This window comes from Micromonospora sp. NPDC048830 (genome assembly GCF_043198215.1).
Taxonomy (GTDB): Bacteria; Actinomycetota; Actinomycetes; order Mycobacteriales; family Micromonosporaceae; genus Micromonospora.
In genome coordinates this window covers 40,059-55,584 of record NZ_JBICUP010000013.1, presented here as the reverse complement: position 1 = coordinate 55,584, position 15,526 = coordinate 40,059, and the positions used below count along the sequence as shown (strand labels likewise).

The following is a 15,526-nucleotide window of genomic DNA, read 5'->3' as shown; positions in this document are numbered from 1 at the left end:
GAGGCGGGCGGTCAGGCCAGGGTGCGGGTGGCCTTTTCCGAGGTCGCCCGCGCTTCCAGCCGGGAGCGGTCGAGGTTGCCGCAGAGCACGATCGTCGCGCCGGCCGTCAGGGGCGCCAGCAGCCAGTCGACCGGGTCGGGGTGGACCGCCGCGTCGAGCAGCAGGCGGTCGCCCGCGCTCATCCCCAGCTCCGCCGCGCGGGCGGCCGCGCGGGCCAGCAGCTCCGCGTCCTGCGGCCCGCCCTGGGCGTACGGGCTGAAGTGGTCCCCGTGCCGCCGCACCTCGACCACGTAGTCGGCGAAGCCGGGCGGCACCTCCCGCAGCGGCAGGGCGAACGGGGCGAGCGCCAGGGCGTACCGCTCGCCGGCCGGCCACGCGTCCGCCTCGGCCGCCCGGTCGGCGGCGGCGAACAGCACCTCCACCGGGCCCGGCCGGTCGGCCACGGCCAGCCTCGCCGACCAGCAGCCCAGCAGCACCGCGGCGGTCTGCCAGTGCGGCGGCAGCAGCACCCCGGCCGCCTCGCCGGGGCCGGCGGACACCTCGTCCACCAGCAGGTTCGCGGTCTTGGCCACCCAGTTGGCCAGCGTGGCGCCCGAGAGCTCGGTGCGCTCGCCCGTGGCGTCGTCGTACCAGGTCAGCAGGGGGCGGGCGGGATCGGGCGCGATCGCGTCGGCGAACACCCGGGCAATGTTGTCAGCCATCGACGCGAACGATACGCCCCCGGCGCTTGCACCCGATGACGGCGACAAGTCGACGTACGGTCGGGTCGCAGTCAGCGTCCGGGGCCGGCACGGGCGTAGTCTTGCCCGGAGTGTTGTTCCCCACAGATCCACCATCGCAAGGAGTCGCCCCGTGACCGCCGGTCGCCCGCCCCGCGTGCTCATCGACGCCACGAGTGTCCCCGCCGACCGAGGCGGTGTCGGTCGATACGTCGACGGTCTGCTCGGCGCCCTCGGCAAGGTGTGCGGCCAGGGGGTGGACCTGGTCGTGGTGAGCCTGCGCACCGACCAGGAGCGCTACGCCCGGATGCTGCCGAACGCGGAGGTGATCGCCGCGCCGGCCGCGGTGGCCCACCGCCCCGCCCGGCTCGCCTGGGAGCAGACCGGCCTGCCGATGCTGGCCCAGCAGGTCGGCGCGCAGGTGCTGCACTCGCCCTTCTACACCTGCCCCCTGCGGGCCGGCTGCCCGGTGACCGTGACCGTGCACGACGCGACGTTCTTCACCGAGCCGGAGCACTACGACAAGTCCCGGCGGACGTTCTTCCGCAGCGCGATCAAGACGTCGCTGCGCCGGGCCGACCGGGTGATCGTGCCGAGCAAGGCCACCCGGGACGAGCTGATCCGGCTGCTCGACGCCGACCCGACCCGCATCGACGTCGCGTACCACGGGGTCGACCACGCCGCCTTCCACGCCCCCGGCGAGGAGGAGAAGGCCCGCGTCCGGGCCCGGCTGGGGCTGGGCGACAGCAGCTACGTCGCCTTCCTCGGGGCCAAGGAGCCGCGCAAGAACGTACCCAACCTGATCCGCGGCTGGGCCCGGGCGGTGGCCGACCGGGCCGACCCGCCCGCGCTGGTCGTCGCAGGCGGGCAGGGCCACGACGACGACATCGACCGCGCGGTCGCCGAGGTCCCGTCCCACCTGCGGCTGCTGCGCCCCGGCTACCTCCGCTACGCCGACCTGCCCGGCTTCCTCGGCGGCGCCCTGGTCGCCGCCTACCCCTCGTACGGTGAGGGCTTCGGGCTGCCGATCCTGGAGGCGATGGCCTGCGCCGCCCCGGTGCTGACCACCCCGCGGCTGTCGCTGCCCGAGGTCGGCGGCGACGCGGTGGCCTACACCAGCGAGGACCTGGCCCAGATCGCCGCCGACCTGGCGGCGCTGCTCGACGACGAGCACCGCCGGCTGACGCTGGCGAAGGCCGGCTTCGACCGGGCCAAGGAGTTCACGTGGGAGTCCAGCGCCGAGGTGCACCTCGCGGCGTGGGGGCGCGCCCGCGCCTGACGCTCCGCCCCGGGTACGGACGGACTCCCGTCCGTACCGTGGTGGTTCGGGCATGATGTGCTGATGCTCTACGCCGTCATCCCGGCGGGCGGCAGCGGCACAAGGTTGTGGCCGTTGTCCCGCGCGGGCCATCCCAAGTTCCTCCACCCGCTCACCGGAACCCCCGCGTCGCTGCTCCAGGCGACGGTGGACCGGCTGGGGCCGCTGACCACACCGGACCGCACCCTGGTGGTCACCGGAGCCGCGCACGTCGCGGCGGTGGCGCGGCAACTGGCCGGCCTGCCGGAGGAGAACATCCTGGTCGAACCCTCACCGCGGGACTCCTGCGCCGCCATCGCGCTCGCCGCGGCGGTGATCGCGCTGCGCGAGCCGGAGGCGGTGATGGGCTCCTTCGCCGCGGACCACCTGATCCGCGACGCCGACGCCTGGGTGGCGACGGTCCGCGAGGCGGTGCGCGGCGCCGAGCAGGGGCTGCTCATGACGGTGGGCATCACCCCGACGCGGGCGGAGACCGGCTACGGCTACCTGCACACCGGTGAGCCGGTCGGCGACGGGCCGCTGCGCCCGGTGCTGGAGTTCAAGGAGAAGCCGGTCGCCGAGGTGGCCGAGACGTACCTGAGATCCGGGCACCATCTCTGGAACGCCAGCATGTTCGTCTGGCGGGTCGACGTGTTCCTGGCCGAGTTGGCCCGGCAGCAGCCGGCCCTGCACGCCGGGGTGACCGCGATCGCCGCCGCCTGGGGCGGCCGCGAGCAGGACGAGGTCCTCGGCACGGTCTGGCCGACCCTGCCGAAGATCTCCGTGGACTACGCGGTGATGGAGGGGGCGGCCGCGGCCGGCCGGGTGGCGACGGTGCCCGGCAACTTCGGCTGGAACGACGTCGGCGACTTCCACACCCTCGGCGAGGTGCTCCCGGCCGACCCGGACGGCAACGTGGTCCTCGGCGCGGACGCCAAGCCGGGCGTGCTGCTGCGGGAGGCCAGCAACCTGGTGGTGGTGCCGCAGTCCGGCCGGCTGGTCGCCGTGCTCGGCGTGCGCGACCTGATCGTGGTGGACACCGCCGACGCGCTGCTGGTCTGCCCGCGCGACCGGGCCCAGGACGTGAAGGCCCTGGTCGACGAGCTGAAGAGCCGCGGCGAGGAGGGCTACATCTGATTGGAAGGAGGGGTCCCCTGTCGGCGCACAGCGTCAACCGGGGACCCTGCCCGCCGCCCACTCCAGGTGCACCGGCTCCGTACGCTGGCCGGGTGACGCTGCGACTGGTCGAGTTCGTCGTCGCCGGCAACGAGGCCAGCGACCTGCTGCCCGTACGCTCGCCGGCTCTGCTCGCCGCCCACCGGGCCCGGCGCGGCTTCTGGACCGTGCTGGACGAGGGGCCGGTCGAACAGTGCCTGGCCCTGCTGCTGGAACGCGAGGGCGGCGAGTGGACGGCCCACCACGTCGACGCCGACGCCGGCGCGGAGAACGGCCGCACCGAGGACGGCGAGGCGCTGGCCCACCACGACGGCTGGGTGTACGTCTTCGGCTCGCACTTCGGCTCGAAGCGCGGCCCGCTGCGTCCACGCCGGGCGTTCGTGGCCCGGTTCCGCGAGGACGACGCCGTCGGGGGACGACTGCCGGTGCGGGTGGTGCGCAACCGGTTCCGGCTGCACCGGGCGATCAACGACGCGCTGGCCGGGGCCGAGCTGAGCACCCTACCGCCGGGGGAGCGGGTGCGGCAGCGGTTCATCGTCGAGACGGTGGCCCGGGGCGCCGCCCGGGCCAAGAGTTGGGTGAGCCGGCTGGCCGAGGGGGACCTGCCGGTCAACGTCGAGGCCGCCGCGTTCACCCCGCACGGCACGGTGCTGCTCGGCCTCCGGTTCCCGGTGACCGCCGCCGGCGAGCCGATCCTGGTGGAGCTGACCGGGGTGCCGGAGATGTTCACCGGGGGCGGCTGGCCGCGCGCCGTCGGGGCGTACGCCCTGACCGGGGTCACCCCATCGGGCACCCTCACCGGCTTCCGGGCGGTGGCGCCGCTGGCGACCGGCGGGTACGCCGCGATCGTCGGCTCGATCGACGCGCTGGGCAAGGGCTCGGTGCTGCTCAACGAGCACCCGCAGGGCGGCGAGGTGACGTCGCGGCACGTCCGGTTCTGGCCGGAGAAGGCGTCGGGGCATCTCGTGCCGGCCGAGTTGGTGGCCGACCTGGCGCCGTTCCACCACGTGGAGGGGCTGGCCGAGGTGGACGGCCGCTGCTGGTACGTCACGGACGAGGACCACCGGGTGGCGCTCTGGCTCGGCTGAGCGGCCCCGCCGCGGGCCGTGCGGAGGGAGTCCCGCTCTGCCACAGGCGTTGAGCAGCGCCCTCCCTACCCCGTTGGCGGCGGGCGGCACCTCTGCGGTATGGAGCCGCAGACCCTCGTGGTGCCACCCGCCCGCCGGACCCTTCCCGGGCCCCCTCGGGCACCGCGGGACGGGCGCCGAGGATGGCGACCCGTCGCGGGGCACCCCTGAGCTTGCCGAAGACCGCCCCGGCCGTCGAGGTTTTTCAGCCCACGCTGAAAAGTGGAGATTTTTGCCAGCCAGGTACAGTGCGAACGGTCAGTGGCACGCCCTCTGTCCGCCGGCACGGGAGCGCTCCATGCTGAAGATCCACTTTTCTGCCGACGACCTTCTCCGCACCCGGGTGGCCCCGGGTGCCGACCCGTTCTGGGAACTCGTCCTCAGCGTCCACCTGCTCCGCCTGCACAGCCACGATCCGCTGACCGCCGGCTGGCGCCGGAAGGTGACGCGGGACCTGCACCAGCAGGTCGACCGGGACCAGCTCCGGCTGCTCTTCGCGCTGAACCCGAGCCGGGGATACTTCCCCGACTTCCTCACCCCCCAGCAGAGCGCGCAGGGCCCGGAGGCCGGCCTGGAGGCGATCCGGAGCACCCCGGTCCCGCGGCTGCGCCGCGACCTGGCGGTGCTGGCGGAGGAGCACACGCTGCCCGGCTGCGCGTCCGGGCTGGCCCGGGGCGAGACCGCGGTGCTGCGCCGGCTGACCGAGTCGATGGAGCAGTACCGGACGCTGGCGCTGACGCCGTACTGGCCGCGCATCCAGGCGGCCGTGGAGGCGGACCGGACGCGCCGCGCGCGGGCCCTGCTGGACGGGGGCGTGGAGGGGCTGCTGTCCAGCCTCCGCCCGCACGCCCGGTGGGAGGCGGGGGTGCTGGAGGTCGACGGCTACCCGGACAGCCGGGAGCTGCACCTGGACGGGCGGGGCCTGCTGCTCGTGCCGTCCTTCTTCTGCGCGCGTACCCCGGTGGCGCTGCTCGATCCGGCCCTGCCGCAGGTGCTGGTCTACCCCGTGGACCGGCTGGGCGGCCTCGGCCCGCCGCAGGGTGACGGCGGCGGCCGCGCGGGGCCGGCCGGCCGGGAGGCGCTGGCCGCACTGCTCGGCCGGACCCGGGCCGCCGTGCTGGAGGCCGCCGACGGTGGCTGCACCACGGGCGAGGTGGCCCGCCGGCTGGGCATCTCACCGGCCGCCGCCAGCCAGCACGCCACCGTGCTGCGCGGCGCCGGGCTGCTGGTCAGCCGGCGGGAACGCAACCGGGTCCTGCACACGCTCACGCCGCTCGGCCGCGCCGTCCTCGACGCCGCCTGATCCGCCCGGGTGTCAGATCGCCAGGCAGGCGCTGGCCGTGCTGCCGGCGGGCGGCGGCAGCAGCGCCGACGGAACACCCTCGGCGGCCAGCGCGGTGCGCAGCCGCTGCAGGTCGGCGCCGAGACGTACCAGGTCGGCGGGGTCGACCGGGGCGGCCGGCTCGCCGAGGATCAGGCCCGTGGCCCGCTCCGGCCAGCCGGGAACCGTGACGACCAGCGCGGCGCGTACCTCGTCGTCGGTGACGTGGGTGAGGACCGTGCCGGGGGCGATCACATCGGCCACGGCGGCGATCGCCCGGCGCACCGCCGCCGGATCGGCCGGGGCGTCGCCCGGCCCGTCGGGCAGCACCGCGCCGGCGGCCAGCCCGGCCGCCCGTGCCTCGGCCGTGCCGAGCGAGAACAGGTCCAGCTCCGCGTCACGCACGAGGACGGCCGCGCCGTGGCCGTCCTCCGGGCCGGCGGCCGTGAGGTAGCCGCGCACCACCGCCACCGGCACCTGGTCGCACTTGCCCTTGACCAGCTCGCCCGCGCCGGCCAGCTCGTCCACCACGGCCATCTGGGTGAGCTGCAGCTCGTTGCCGTACGGGTCGACCTCGCCCCGGTGGTCGCGGATCGCCGGCATGCCGGCCACCCCGAGCGCGACATCGGTCAGCCCGTTGCGCCACGGCCGGCCCATGGTGTCGCTGACGATCACCGCGACGTCCAGGTCGTGACGCTCGCGCAGCGCGGCCCGCAGGGCCCGGGCCGAGGCGTCCGGGTCCTTGGGCAGCAGCACGAGACGGGTCTTGTCCACGTTCGAGGCGTCGATGCCGGCGGAGGCCAGCACGAAACCGTGGTAGGTCTGCACGATCCGGGTCGCACCCCGGGTGGCCACCACCCGGGCGGTCTCGGCGGCCAGCACCTCGTCGCGGGCGACGAGCCGCTCCGGGCCGTCGGCCGGCACGTCGACCAGCCGACCCTCCGCCTTCGACACGATCTTGCTGGTCACCACCAGCACGTCGCCGTCACGCAGCCACGGCGCGGCGGTGGCGATCAGGGCCGCCAGGTCGTCACCCTCGGTCACGTCACCGATGCCCAGCACCGGCCGGATCTCCAGCCTCATGTCAGCTCCAACGCGGCGCGGACCATCGCCGCCGTCGCCGCCTCGTCCGTCATCCGCAGCGGCACCGCCCGTACGGTCACGTCCGGCACCACCGTCTCCTCGTCCTCGGGCGCCACCAGCCAGCCGTCCAGCAGCCCACCGGCCGCCCGGCCGCCGTAGAGCCCGCCCACCCCGGCGGCGCTGCACTCCACCCCGAGCACGGCCAGGCACCGGTCGGCCATGCCGCGTACCGCCGCGCCGCCGATGATCGGGGAGATCCCCACGACCCGGGCCGACCCGTCCGCGACCGCCTCCCGCAGCCCCGGCACGGCCAGTATCGGCGCGATGCTGACCACCGGGTTGCTCGGGGCCAGCAGCACCACGTCGGCCGCGCCGACCGCGTCCAGCACCCCGGGGGCCGGCTTCGCGCTCTCCGCGCCGACGAAGACGAACCGGTGGGTGGGTATCTCGGCCCGGTGCCGCACCCACCACTCCTGGAAGTGGATCGCCCGCTGGTCGCCGCCGCCCGGGTCGCTCACCACCACGTGCGTCTCCAGCCGGTCGTCGGTCGCCGGCAGCAGGCGTACGCCGGGCTGCCAGCGGGTGGCCAGCGCCTCGGTGACCGCCGACAGCGGATAACCGCCGCTCAGCATGGTGGTGCGCACCAGGTGGGTGGCGAGGTCCCGGTCGCCCAGGCCGAACCAGCTCGGCTCCGCGCCGTACGCCGCCAGCTCCGACTTCACCGTCCAGGTCTCCCCGGCCCGGCCCCAGCCCCGCTCCGGGTCGGCCCCGCCGCCCAGGGTGTACATGACACTGTCCAGGTCGGGGCAGACCTTGAGCCCGTGCAGGTACAGGTCGTCGCCGACGTTGACCACCGCGGTCACCTCGGCCCCCACCTCCCGGGCGTATGCCCGGACACCGAGCAGGAACCGGGCGCCCCCGATGCCGCCGGCCAGAACCACGATCCGCATGGCGTCCATCCTTCCGCACCGACCGCCGCCGGGGCGCCGGTGGCCAGGGAGACTAGGCTCACGTCGGCAAACCGTCCGACAACGCCACCAAGGGGGAGTTCGTGACCAGCCCCGCCGAGCCCGCGCCCGCGACCGCAGACGCGGCGCCCGCGTCCCACGCTGCCACGCCTGCGGCCCAGCTCACCGGGCCCCTGCGCGAACTGATCGCGCTCGTCCTGCTCGGCGCGAACGCCGTGCTGCTCTTCACCGGCCTGATCCGGCTGCTGGCGCCGACCGAGTACAGCGGCTTCGACGGCCGGGCGACGATCACCTTCTCCACGTTCGCCGGCATCGAGGCGAGCGTCCTGCCCGTGTTGGCCGTGCTGCTCGTCACGCACCTGGCCCCGGTGACGCCGCGGGCGAAGCTGATCACCCAGGTGGCGCTGGGCGAGTACGCCTTCGGCGCGCTCTTCGGCGGGCTGACCTTCCTGGTCTCGACCGTCGGCCGGCTGGCGGACGGGGAGGTGCTCGACGCGTTCCTCGGCCTGTTGACCCGCCTGGCCATGCTCGCGATCTTCGCCGCGGCCGGGTTCGTCGTGTTCAAGGTCTGGAGCACGCTCTACCACACCCCCAAGCCGAAGCCGCAGCCCGGCGTGTACGGCCAGCCGCAGCCGGGCTGGCCGCAGCAGCAAGCCGGTCAGCCGGGCCCGCAGGCCGGCTGGCCCGCCGGGCAGCCGGCCGGCTGGTCCGTCCCGCCCCAGCCCGGCGGGTACCCGGTCGTCGGCCAGCCCGGCCCGGCCGCCGGCCAGTACGGCCAGCCGAACGTGGCGTCGGCGCCCCCGTACCCGGTCGCGCCGCAGTCGGCCCCGCCGTCCCCGGCGCCGCAGTCCGTGCCCCCGTTCGTGCCGGCGCAGCCCGCGCCGCCGTTCGGGCAGCCGCCGTCGGTCGAGCCGACCCAGGCCATCCCGCGTCAGTTCGGAGAGCCGGGCCAGTTCCCCGAGCCGGGCCGGGGCGCCGGTCAGCAGGCCGACGACAGCGACCGGACCCAGCGCTTCAACCGGGACGACCCGAACCAGCCGCACTGACCCGCGTCGCCGCCGGTCCACTCCAGGACCGTGCGCGCCGCCCGTCGACTCCGGGGCCGTTCCGCGCCGTCCGTCTACTCCAGGTCGGTTCCGCGCCGGAACGCCGCCCGTCCACGCCAGGTCCGTTCCGCGCCGGAACGCCGCCCGTCCACTCCAGGTCCGTTCCGCGCCGGAACACCGCCTGGCCGGGACGGGCGGCGCAGCGCATAGGCTGGGCAGATGCTTGATCGCACCGAGTCCCGCCCCACCGCGGCGGCCGTGGAACGGGCGCTGCGCCGGGCCGCGTCCGGCCGGGCGCTGGACGTCGACGAGGCCGCCGCCCTCCTGACCGCCCGGGGCCCCGCCCTGGACGAGCTGCTCCGGGTGGCCGGCGACATCCGCGACGCCGGCCTGCGTGAAGCCGGGCGCCCCGGCGTGGTCACCTTCTCCAAGAAGGTCTTCATCCCGCTGACCCGGCTCTGCCGCGACCGCTGCCACTACTGCACCTTCGCCACCGTGCCGCACCGGCTCCCGGCCGCGTTTCTCGACCGGGACGAGGTGCTGGCGATCGCCCGCGAGGGCGCCGCCCAGGGCTGCAAGGAGGCGCTGTTCACCCTCGGTGACCGGCCCGAGGAGCGCTGGCCGGCGGCCCGGGAGTGGCTGGACGCGCGCGGCTACGACTCAACGCTGGACTACCTGCGCGCCTGCGCGGTGGCCGTGCTGGAGGAGACGGGGCTGCTGCCGCACCTCAACCCGGGGGTGCTCTCCTGGTCGGAGCTGCAACGGCTCAAGCCCGTCGCGCCGAGCATGGGGATGATGCTGGAGACCACGGCGACGCGGCTCTGGTCGACCCCGGGCGGCCCGCACTTCGGCTCGCCTGACAAGGAGCCGGCCGTCCGGCTGCGGGTGCTGGACGACGCCGGCCGGGTCGGAGTGCCGTTCACCACCGGCATCCTGATCGGCATCGGGGAGACCCTCGCCGAGCGGGTCGACGCGCTCTTCGCGATCCGGCGGGCCCAGCGCGGGTACGGCCACCTCCAGGAGGTGATCGTGCAGAACTTCCGCGCCAAGCCGGACACCGCGATGCGCGGCATGCCCGACGCCGAGCTGCACGACCTCGCCGCGACCGTGGCGGTGGCCCGCGTGCTGCTCGGCCCGAAGGCCCGCATCCAGGCCCCGCCGAACCTCATCGCCGGCGAGTACGACCTGCTGTTGCGCGCCGGCATCGACGACTGGGGCGGGGTCTCGCCGGTGACCCCGGACCACGTCAACCCGGAGCGCCCCTGGCCGCGGCTGGACGAGCTGGCCCGGCACACGGAGAAGGCCGGTTTCACCCTGCGCGAGCGGCTGACGATCTACCCCGAGTACGTCCGGGCCGGCGACCCGTGGCTGGATCCGCGCGTACTGCCGCACGTCACGGCGCTCGCGGACCCGGCGACGGGCCTCGCGGTCGAGGCGGCCCGTCCGGTGGGTCGCCCCTGGCAGGAGCCCGAGGAGGTCTTCGGCGGCCGGACGGACCTGCACGCCACCATCGACACCACCGGACGCACCGGCGACCGCCGCGGCGACTACGACAGCGTCTACGGCGACTGGTCGGAGGTCGCCGCCCAGGTCGACGCCAGCCGGGTGAGCGCGCGGCCATCCGGGCCCGCCACGGCAGCGGCGGCGGCCGGGTCGACCGTCGGCGCCGGCGACCGGGACCTGCGTACCGGGCTGCGCCTGGCCGCGGACGATCCGGCGGCCCTGCTCGAGCCGCGGCACACCGACGCGGCGTTGGCCCTGTTCGCCGCCGACGGGCCCGCGCTGGACCAGCTCTGCCGGATCGCCGACGACGTCCGCCGCGACGCTGTCGGCGACGACGTCACCTACGTGGTGAACCGCAACATCAACTTCAGCAACGTCTGTTACGTCGGCTGCCGGTTCTGCGCCTTCGCGCAGCGCGAGCGGGACGCCGACGCGTACCGGCTCTCCGTCGACCAGGTCGCCGACCGGGCCGAGGAGGCGTGGGCGGCCAGCGCCACGGAGGTCTGCCTGCAGGGCGGCATCGACCCGAAGCTGCCGGTCACCGGGTACGCCGACCTGATCCGGGCGATCAAGGCCCGGGTGCCGGGGATGCACGTCCACGCGTTCTCACCGATGGAGATCGCGACGGCGGCGGCGAAGGCCGGGGTGTCGGTGCGGGAGTGGCTGACGGCGCTGCGCGAGGCGGGCCTGGACACCATCCCGGGCACCGCGGCCGAGATCCTCGACGACGAGGTGCGCTGGGTGCTCACCAAGGGCAAGCTGCCGGCCGCCGCCTGGGTCGAGGTGGTCGGCACGGCCCACGAGCTGGGCATCCGGTCCAGCTCCACGATGATGTACGGCCACGTCGACCACCCGGGGCAGTGGCTCGCCCACTTCCGGGTGCTGGCGGGGGTGCAGGACCGCACGGGCGGGTTCACCGAGTTCGTGGCGCTGCCGTTCGTGCACACCAACGCCCCGATCTACCTCGCCGGCATCGCCCGGCCGGGGCCGACGTGGCGGGAGAACCGGGTGGTGCACGCGATGGCCCGGCTGCTGCTGCACGGGCGGATCGACAACATCCAGTGTTCGTGGGTGAAACTGGGCGACGCCGGCACGGTGGCGATGCTCGGCGGCGGCTGCAACGACCTCGGGGGCACCCTGATGGAGGAGACGATCTCCCGGATGGCCGGCTCGGACAACGGCTCGGCGCGGACCGAGGAGCAGTTGCGGGCGATCGCGGCGGCGGCCGGGCGGCCCGCCCGCAGGCGCACGACCGCGTACGGCGACGCGCGCCCGTAGCCGTCGGGCCTTTCCGCTTCTCGCCGGAGGGGCGAGTCGAGGCGGGGCCGCCTCCGGCGGGGTGGGTCCGGTTTCCGGACTTCCTGACGATGACCGTTAATTCGTCAGGCGCCGCAACTGTCCGTCGGCGGACCGAACTTCTTCGTGTTCGTCAGGCGACGTACCGGATTCGAATTCGCGATCGGGATCGTGAATCCGAACAGTTTTCTCCGCGCCGCGCCGCCCGGCCACGTGGGTGCCGGCGGCCATGGCCCCGGACCGGCTCGCGGTGCTCCGCGGCGACGGGGTCGGACCGTCGATCCGCGTGCCGGCGGGCCCGACGGGGTGGTCGCCTCCACGCCGGACGGTGCGCGCACGGCCACGGATCGGGGTCCGGCTCGGCGGGTCGGGTGACGCCCCGGATCACCCGGCTGGGCGGGCGCGCCGGGTGCGGCGCCACCCCTCCGCGGCACGTCCGGTCCACGTTCGCCCTGCGGGCTCATACCGTCTGGTGGGACGGGAACAGAGCCGCCGGCGTGGCGTCCGTCGCCTGCGGCCGGGTCGCCGGACCACGCGACGACCAGCGCCGCGTACGCGTCGAGGCCTGCCCGTGGATGGGCTCGCCCGCGGCGTTCCGTCCACAATGTGAGCCGGACGATCGCCCCCGTCTCCGGCCTGACGGGCGATCACGGCCAAGTCGCGTTAACCTGTCCCACCAAGATCAGCATGGTGGTGGGCGCCTCCGTCGGGGCCGTCGCCGGCGCGTCCGGCGGCGTCGGTCGGTGGCCCGCCACGGCAGAAAAGTCGGGCAACTCGCCGAGGAGGGCGTTACTCGTCCGGGGTCTGAATCGATATGGCAGGTTGCGAGGCCGGGCGGCCGGAGTGGTCGTCCGTGGCGTGTCGGGAGGGCGACTCCATTATCAAGTTTGGCTTGACGCCGCACGCATTACACGCGTGTAATTTGAATGGGGTTGTTCGCACGGAACGCAACAAATTCGGACCGGACGGACAAGCACGCCTTTCGCGTGGGGGGTTGCAGCGGCGACGACGCCGGTGCGCGACAAGGAGGCATCTTTAGATGGACGGCCAGCTCGAGGTGGCCGACCTGCTCGGAAACGCGCCGGAGTGGCAGGAGCAGGCACTCTGCTCCCAGACCGATCCGGAGGCGTTCTTCCCCGAGAAGGGCGGCTCGACCCGTGAGGCGAAGCGGATCTGCTCGCGGTGCGAGGTCAAGACCGAATGCCTGGAATACGCTCTCGGCCACGACGAGCGGTTCGGGATCTGGGGCGGGCTCTCGGAGCGGGAGCGCCGCAAGCTCAAGCGGCGGGCAGCCTGAGCGTTGCCGGGTCTGGGCGGTGGGGGCCGCCCGGCCCGGCGGCTCAGGCCAGCTCGTCCGGGTCGACCCCGAGCAGGTTCGCCACCTGTTCGATGATCACGTCGTGGACCAGGTCGGCCAGATCCTCCCGATCCATGGCGCGGAACTCCAGCGGCCGCCGGTAGAGCACGATCCGCGGCGGCACCTCCTGCCGGCCGGGCCGCCCGGGCAGCAGCCGGGCCAGCGGCACCTCGCCGTCCTCCAGCACGTCGGAGTCGTAGACGTTCAGGTCCGGCGGCACGTCCTCCACCGCGAACTCGACGCCGGCCAACTCCTTGGCGAACCGCCGCTCCAGCGACTCGACGGTGTCCAGCACCAGGTCGTCGAAGACCTCGGCCTTGGTCCGGGCCAGCGGCACGGTCGCCGGGACCAGCCGCCCGCGCAGGCCCCGCCCGTGCCGGTCACGGTGGGCGCGCCGGCCGGCGCCGGGGCGGCGGTGTTCCGGACTCGTCATGCAGCACAGGGTAGCCCCGTCGCCGCCCGGGCAGCGGCTGTGCCCGCCCTGCGGCGTGCCGGGCGGGCCGGACCGCCCCGCTTCCGTCGGATGCTGCGAATTGTGATCTCCGCGATTGGCGTGTCGCAACGCGAACCGGTGCGCCGGACCCGGTATTGGAGATACCCTCCCGCCGTGAGGTCACCACGGCGCTGCTCCCGAAACGGCTGCCCCCGGCAAGCGGTCGCCACGTTGACCTATGTCTATAACGAGTCAACGGCGGTCGTCGGGCCGCTCGCGGCCTTCGCCGAGCCGCACACGTACGACCTCTGCGAGCCGCACGCCCGCAGCCTGACGGCCCCCCGGGGCTGGAACGTGGTGCGCCACGAGGGCGAGTTCGAGCCCCCGCCGCCCACCACCGACGACCTGGTCGCGCTCGCCGAGGCGGTCCGCGAGGCCGCCCGCCCCGCGCCCCCGCGCCCCCCGGACGACGAGGCCGCCCCGCAGAACCCGCAGACGGGCCGCCGGGGCCACCTGCGCGTCATTCCCCCCAACCACTGACCCGCGGGGTCAGTGGCCCAGGTAGCGGGCGAAGAGGGCGGCCCGCCGCTACAGCCGGGCCCACGCCTCGGTGAGCACCGCGCGCAGGATCTGCTCCATCTCGTCGAACTGCTGCTGCTCGGCGACCAGCGGCGGGGCGAGCTGCACCACGGGGTCGCCCCGGTCGTCGGCCCGGCAGTACAGCCCGGCCTGGAACAGGGCCGTGGAGAGGAACCCGCGCAGCAGCCGCTCGGACTCGGCCTCGTTGAACGTCTGCCGCGTCGCCCTGTCCCTGACCAGCTCGATGCCGTAGAAGTACCCGTCGCCCCGGACGTCGCCGACGATCGGCAGGTCGCGTAGCTTCTCCAGGGTGGCCCGGAACGCGTCCTCGTTGGCGCGGACGTGCCCGAGCAGGTCCTCCCGGGCGAACACCTCCAGGTTGGCCAGGGCCACGGCGCAGGAGACCGGGTGGCCGCCGAAGGTCACTCCGTGGGCGAACATGCCCGTCTCGGTGAGGAACGGCTCGATCAGCCGGTCGCTGGCGATCATCGCGCCGAGCGGGGCGTACCCGGAGGTGATGCCCTTGGCGGTGGTGATGATGTCCGGCTGGTAGCCGTACCGGGTGGCGCCGAAGTACTCGCCGAGCCGGCCCCACGAGCAGATCACCTCGTCGGAGACGAGCAGCACGTCGTACGCGTCGCAGATCTCGCGTACCCGCTCGAAGTAGCCGGGCGGCGGCGGGAAGCAGCCGCCGGAGTTCTGCACCGGCTCCAGGAACACCGCCGCGACGGTGTCCGGCCCCTCCCGCTCGATGGCCCGGCCGATCTCGTCGGCGGCCCAGCGGCCGAACGCCTCGGGGGAGTCACCGTGCTCCGGCGCCCGGTAGAAGTTCGTGTTCGGCACCTTTACCGCGCCCGGCACCAGCGGCTCGAAGTCGGTCTTGATGGCCGGCAGCCCGGTGATCGACAGCGCCCCCATGGAGGTGCCGTGGTATGCGATGTACCGGCTGACCACCTTGAACTTCGTGGGCTTGCCGACGCGCTTGAAGTACGCCCGGGCCAGCTTCCACGCCGACTCGACGGCCTCCGAGCCCCCGGTGGTGAAGAAGACCCGGTTCAGGTCGCCCGGGGCCAACGACGCCACCTTCTCGGCCAGCTCGATGGCCTTCGGGTGGGCGTACGACCAGAGCGGGAAGTACGCCAGCTCGGCGCCCTGCTTGGCGGCCGCCTCGGCCAGTTCCGTGCGGCCGTGGCCGGCGTTGACGACGAAGAGCCCGGCGAGCCCGTCCAGGTAGCGGCGGCCCCGGGCGTCCCAGACGTACGCGCCCTCGCCGCGGACGATTGTCGGCACCTCGCCGGCCGAGTAGCTGGCCATCCGGGTGAAGTGCATCCAGAGGTGGTCGGTGGCGTTGGCCATGGCAGCCCCATCGGGTCTCGGGCCGGTCAGGGGTGACATCGGCCGCTCTGCCCACGGTTATCGCACAGCCGTAAGGGGAAAATCAAGTGGTATCGGTGGCGCTTGCCGCCTACGGCAACGGAATCAGCGTGTGCTAACGGTTGCGGCAACGGATTCCGTATCGACGTGGACGTCTGTGGGCGCCCCGCCGTCTGTCGTGTCGCGGCGGGTCGCGGCGGGTCGCGGCGGGTGGGTGCGGACGCTGTGGAGCTGCCCCGTCTGTGCT

The 15,526-nt window shown here is 74.4% G+C and carries 13 protein-coding genes; 8 read left to right on the top strand and 5 right to left on the bottom strand.

All coding sequences use genetic code 11. The annotated features are described in order from the left end of the window. Positions 1–11: 11 nt before the first annotated feature. On the bottom strand, positions 12–701 hold the full coding sequence (locus tag ACGFIZ_RS13900) for a TIGR03089 family protein (protein ID WP_393419111.1): 690 nt from the start codon (positions 699–701) through the stop codon (positions 12–14). 151 nt (positions 702–852) lie between these two features. On the opposite strand from ACGFIZ_RS13900, the gene ACGFIZ_RS13895 reads away from it, so the two are divergent. From ACGFIZ_RS13895 to ACGFIZ_RS13880, 4 genes are all read left to right on the top strand, one after another. Then, positions 853–1,998, top strand: a complete 1,146-nt coding sequence (locus ACGFIZ_RS13895) for a glycosyltransferase family 4 protein (RefSeq protein WP_393419109.1) — start codon at positions 853–855, stop codon at positions 1,996–1,998. A gap of 63 nt (positions 1,999–2,061) precedes the next feature. Beyond that, entirely contained in the window at positions 2,062–3,153 is a 1,092-nt protein-coding gene (locus ACGFIZ_RS13890) for a mannose-1-phosphate guanylyltransferase (protein WP_393419107.1), read from the top strand. 92 nt (positions 3,154–3,245) lie between these two features. After that, the gene (locus ACGFIZ_RS13885) at positions 3,246–4,280 is read left to right on the top strand and encodes a hypothetical protein (RefSeq protein ID WP_393419105.1); all 1,035 of its coding nucleotides are present in this window, start codon (positions 3,246–3,248) and stop codon (positions 4,278–4,280) included. A gap of 337 nt (positions 4,281–4,617) precedes the next feature. Then, on the top strand, positions 4,618–5,622 hold the full coding sequence (locus tag ACGFIZ_RS13880) for an ArsR/SmtB family transcription factor (RefSeq protein WP_393419103.1): 1,005 nt from the start codon (positions 4,618–4,620) through the stop codon (positions 5,620–5,622). Between the two features lie 12 nt (positions 5,623–5,634). Here ACGFIZ_RS13880 and ACGFIZ_RS13875 read toward each other — a convergent pair whose 3' ends face one another. Continuing rightward, the gene (locus ACGFIZ_RS13875) at positions 5,635–6,723 is read right to left on the bottom strand and encodes a coenzyme F420-0:L-glutamate ligase (RefSeq protein WP_393419101.1); all 1,089 of its coding nucleotides are present in this window, start codon (positions 6,721–6,723) and stop codon (positions 5,635–5,637) included. Continuing rightward, on the bottom strand, positions 6,720–7,673 hold the full coding sequence (gene cofD / locus ACGFIZ_RS13870) for a 2-phospho-L-lactate transferase (RefSeq protein ID WP_393419099.1): 954 nt from the start codon (positions 7,671–7,673) through the stop codon (positions 6,720–6,722). Before cofD ends, ACGFIZ_RS13875 begins: the two co-directional genes overlap by 4 nt. A gap of 101 nt (positions 7,674–7,774) precedes the next feature. On the opposite strand from cofD, the gene ACGFIZ_RS13865 reads away from it, so the two are divergent. The 3 genes from ACGFIZ_RS13865 to ACGFIZ_RS13855 all read left to right on the top strand — a co-directional run bounded on the left by ACGFIZ_RS13865 (position 7,775) and on the right by ACGFIZ_RS13855 (position 12,833). Then, positions 7,775–8,737 carry a hypothetical protein gene (locus ACGFIZ_RS13865; protein ID WP_393419097.1) on the top strand — a complete coding sequence of 321 codons (963 nt, stop codon included), beginning with the start codon at positions 7,775–7,777 and terminating at the stop codon, positions 8,735–8,737. 219 nt (positions 8,738–8,956) lie between these two features. Further along, positions 8,957–11,518, top strand: coding sequence for a bifunctional FO biosynthesis protein CofGH (locus tag ACGFIZ_RS13860; protein WP_393419095.1), 2,562 nt, complete (start codon positions 8,957–8,959; stop codon positions 11,516–11,518). A gap of 1,057 nt (positions 11,519–12,575) precedes the next feature. Beyond that, positions 12,576–12,833 (top strand): WhiB family transcriptional regulator, encoded by a 258-nt coding sequence (locus tag ACGFIZ_RS13855; protein WP_007074725.1) that lies wholly within the window; start codon positions 12,576–12,578, stop codon positions 12,831–12,833. Positions 12,834–12,876: 43 nt separating this feature from the next. On the opposite strand, the gene ACGFIZ_RS13850 is transcribed toward ACGFIZ_RS13855, so the two are convergent. Beyond that, entirely contained in the window at positions 12,877–13,326 is a 450-nt protein-coding gene (locus ACGFIZ_RS13850; protein ID WP_145775288.1) for a metallopeptidase family protein, read from the bottom strand. A 174-nt stretch (positions 13,327–13,500) separates the two neighbouring features. Between ACGFIZ_RS13850 and ACGFIZ_RS13845 the strand changes: the two genes are divergently transcribed. After that, positions 13,501–13,866, top strand: coding sequence for a DUF3499 domain-containing protein (locus tag ACGFIZ_RS13845; protein WP_393419093.1), 366 nt, complete (start codon positions 13,501–13,503; stop codon positions 13,864–13,866). Between the two features lie 48 nt (positions 13,867–13,914). Here ACGFIZ_RS13845 and ACGFIZ_RS13840 read toward each other — a convergent pair whose 3' ends face one another. After that, positions 13,915–15,261: an aspartate aminotransferase family protein gene (locus tag ACGFIZ_RS13840; protein ID WP_347665830.1), complete on the bottom strand. Its 1,347-nt coding sequence runs from the start codon at positions 15,259–15,261 to the stop codon at positions 13,915–13,917. Positions 15,262–15,526: the final 265 nt, after the last annotated feature.

What these genes read in the sequence shown, in the direction of transcription:
- ACGFIZ_RS13900 (WP_393419111.1), bottom strand. Translation starts at nt 701, where the DNA reads ATGGCTGACAACATTGCCCGGGTGTTCGCCGACGCGATCGCGCCCGAT.
- ACGFIZ_RS13890 (WP_393419107.1), top strand. Translation starts at nt 2,062, where the DNA reads ATGCTCTACGCCGTCATCCCGGCGGGCGGCAGCGGCACAAGGTTGTGG.
- ACGFIZ_RS13880 (WP_393419103.1), top strand. Translation starts at nt 4,618, where the DNA reads ATGCTGAAGATCCACTTTTCTGCCGACGACCTTCTCCGCACCCGGGTG.
- ACGFIZ_RS13875 (WP_393419101.1), bottom strand. Translation starts at nt 6,723, where the DNA reads ATGAGGCTGGAGATCCGGCCGGTGCTGGGCATCGGTGACGTGACCGAG.
- cofD (WP_393419099.1), bottom strand. Translation starts at nt 7,673, where the DNA reads ATGCGGATCGTGGTTCTGGCCGGCGGCATCGGGGGCGCCCGGTTCCTG.
- ACGFIZ_RS13860 (WP_393419095.1), top strand. Translation starts at nt 8,957, where the DNA reads ATGCTTGATCGCACCGAGTCCCGCCCCACCGCGGCGGCCGTGGAACGG.
- ACGFIZ_RS13855 (WP_007074725.1), top strand. Translation starts at nt 12,576, where the DNA reads ATGGACGGCCAGCTCGAGGTGGCCGACCTGCTCGGAAACGCGCCGGAG.
- ACGFIZ_RS13850 (WP_145775288.1), bottom strand. Translation starts at nt 13,326, where the DNA reads ATGACGAGTCCGGAACACCGCCGCCCCGGCGCCGGCCGGCGCGCCCAC.
- ACGFIZ_RS13840 (WP_347665830.1), bottom strand. Translation starts at nt 15,261, where the DNA reads ATGGCCAACGCCACCGACCACCTCTGGATGCACTTCACCCGGATGGCC.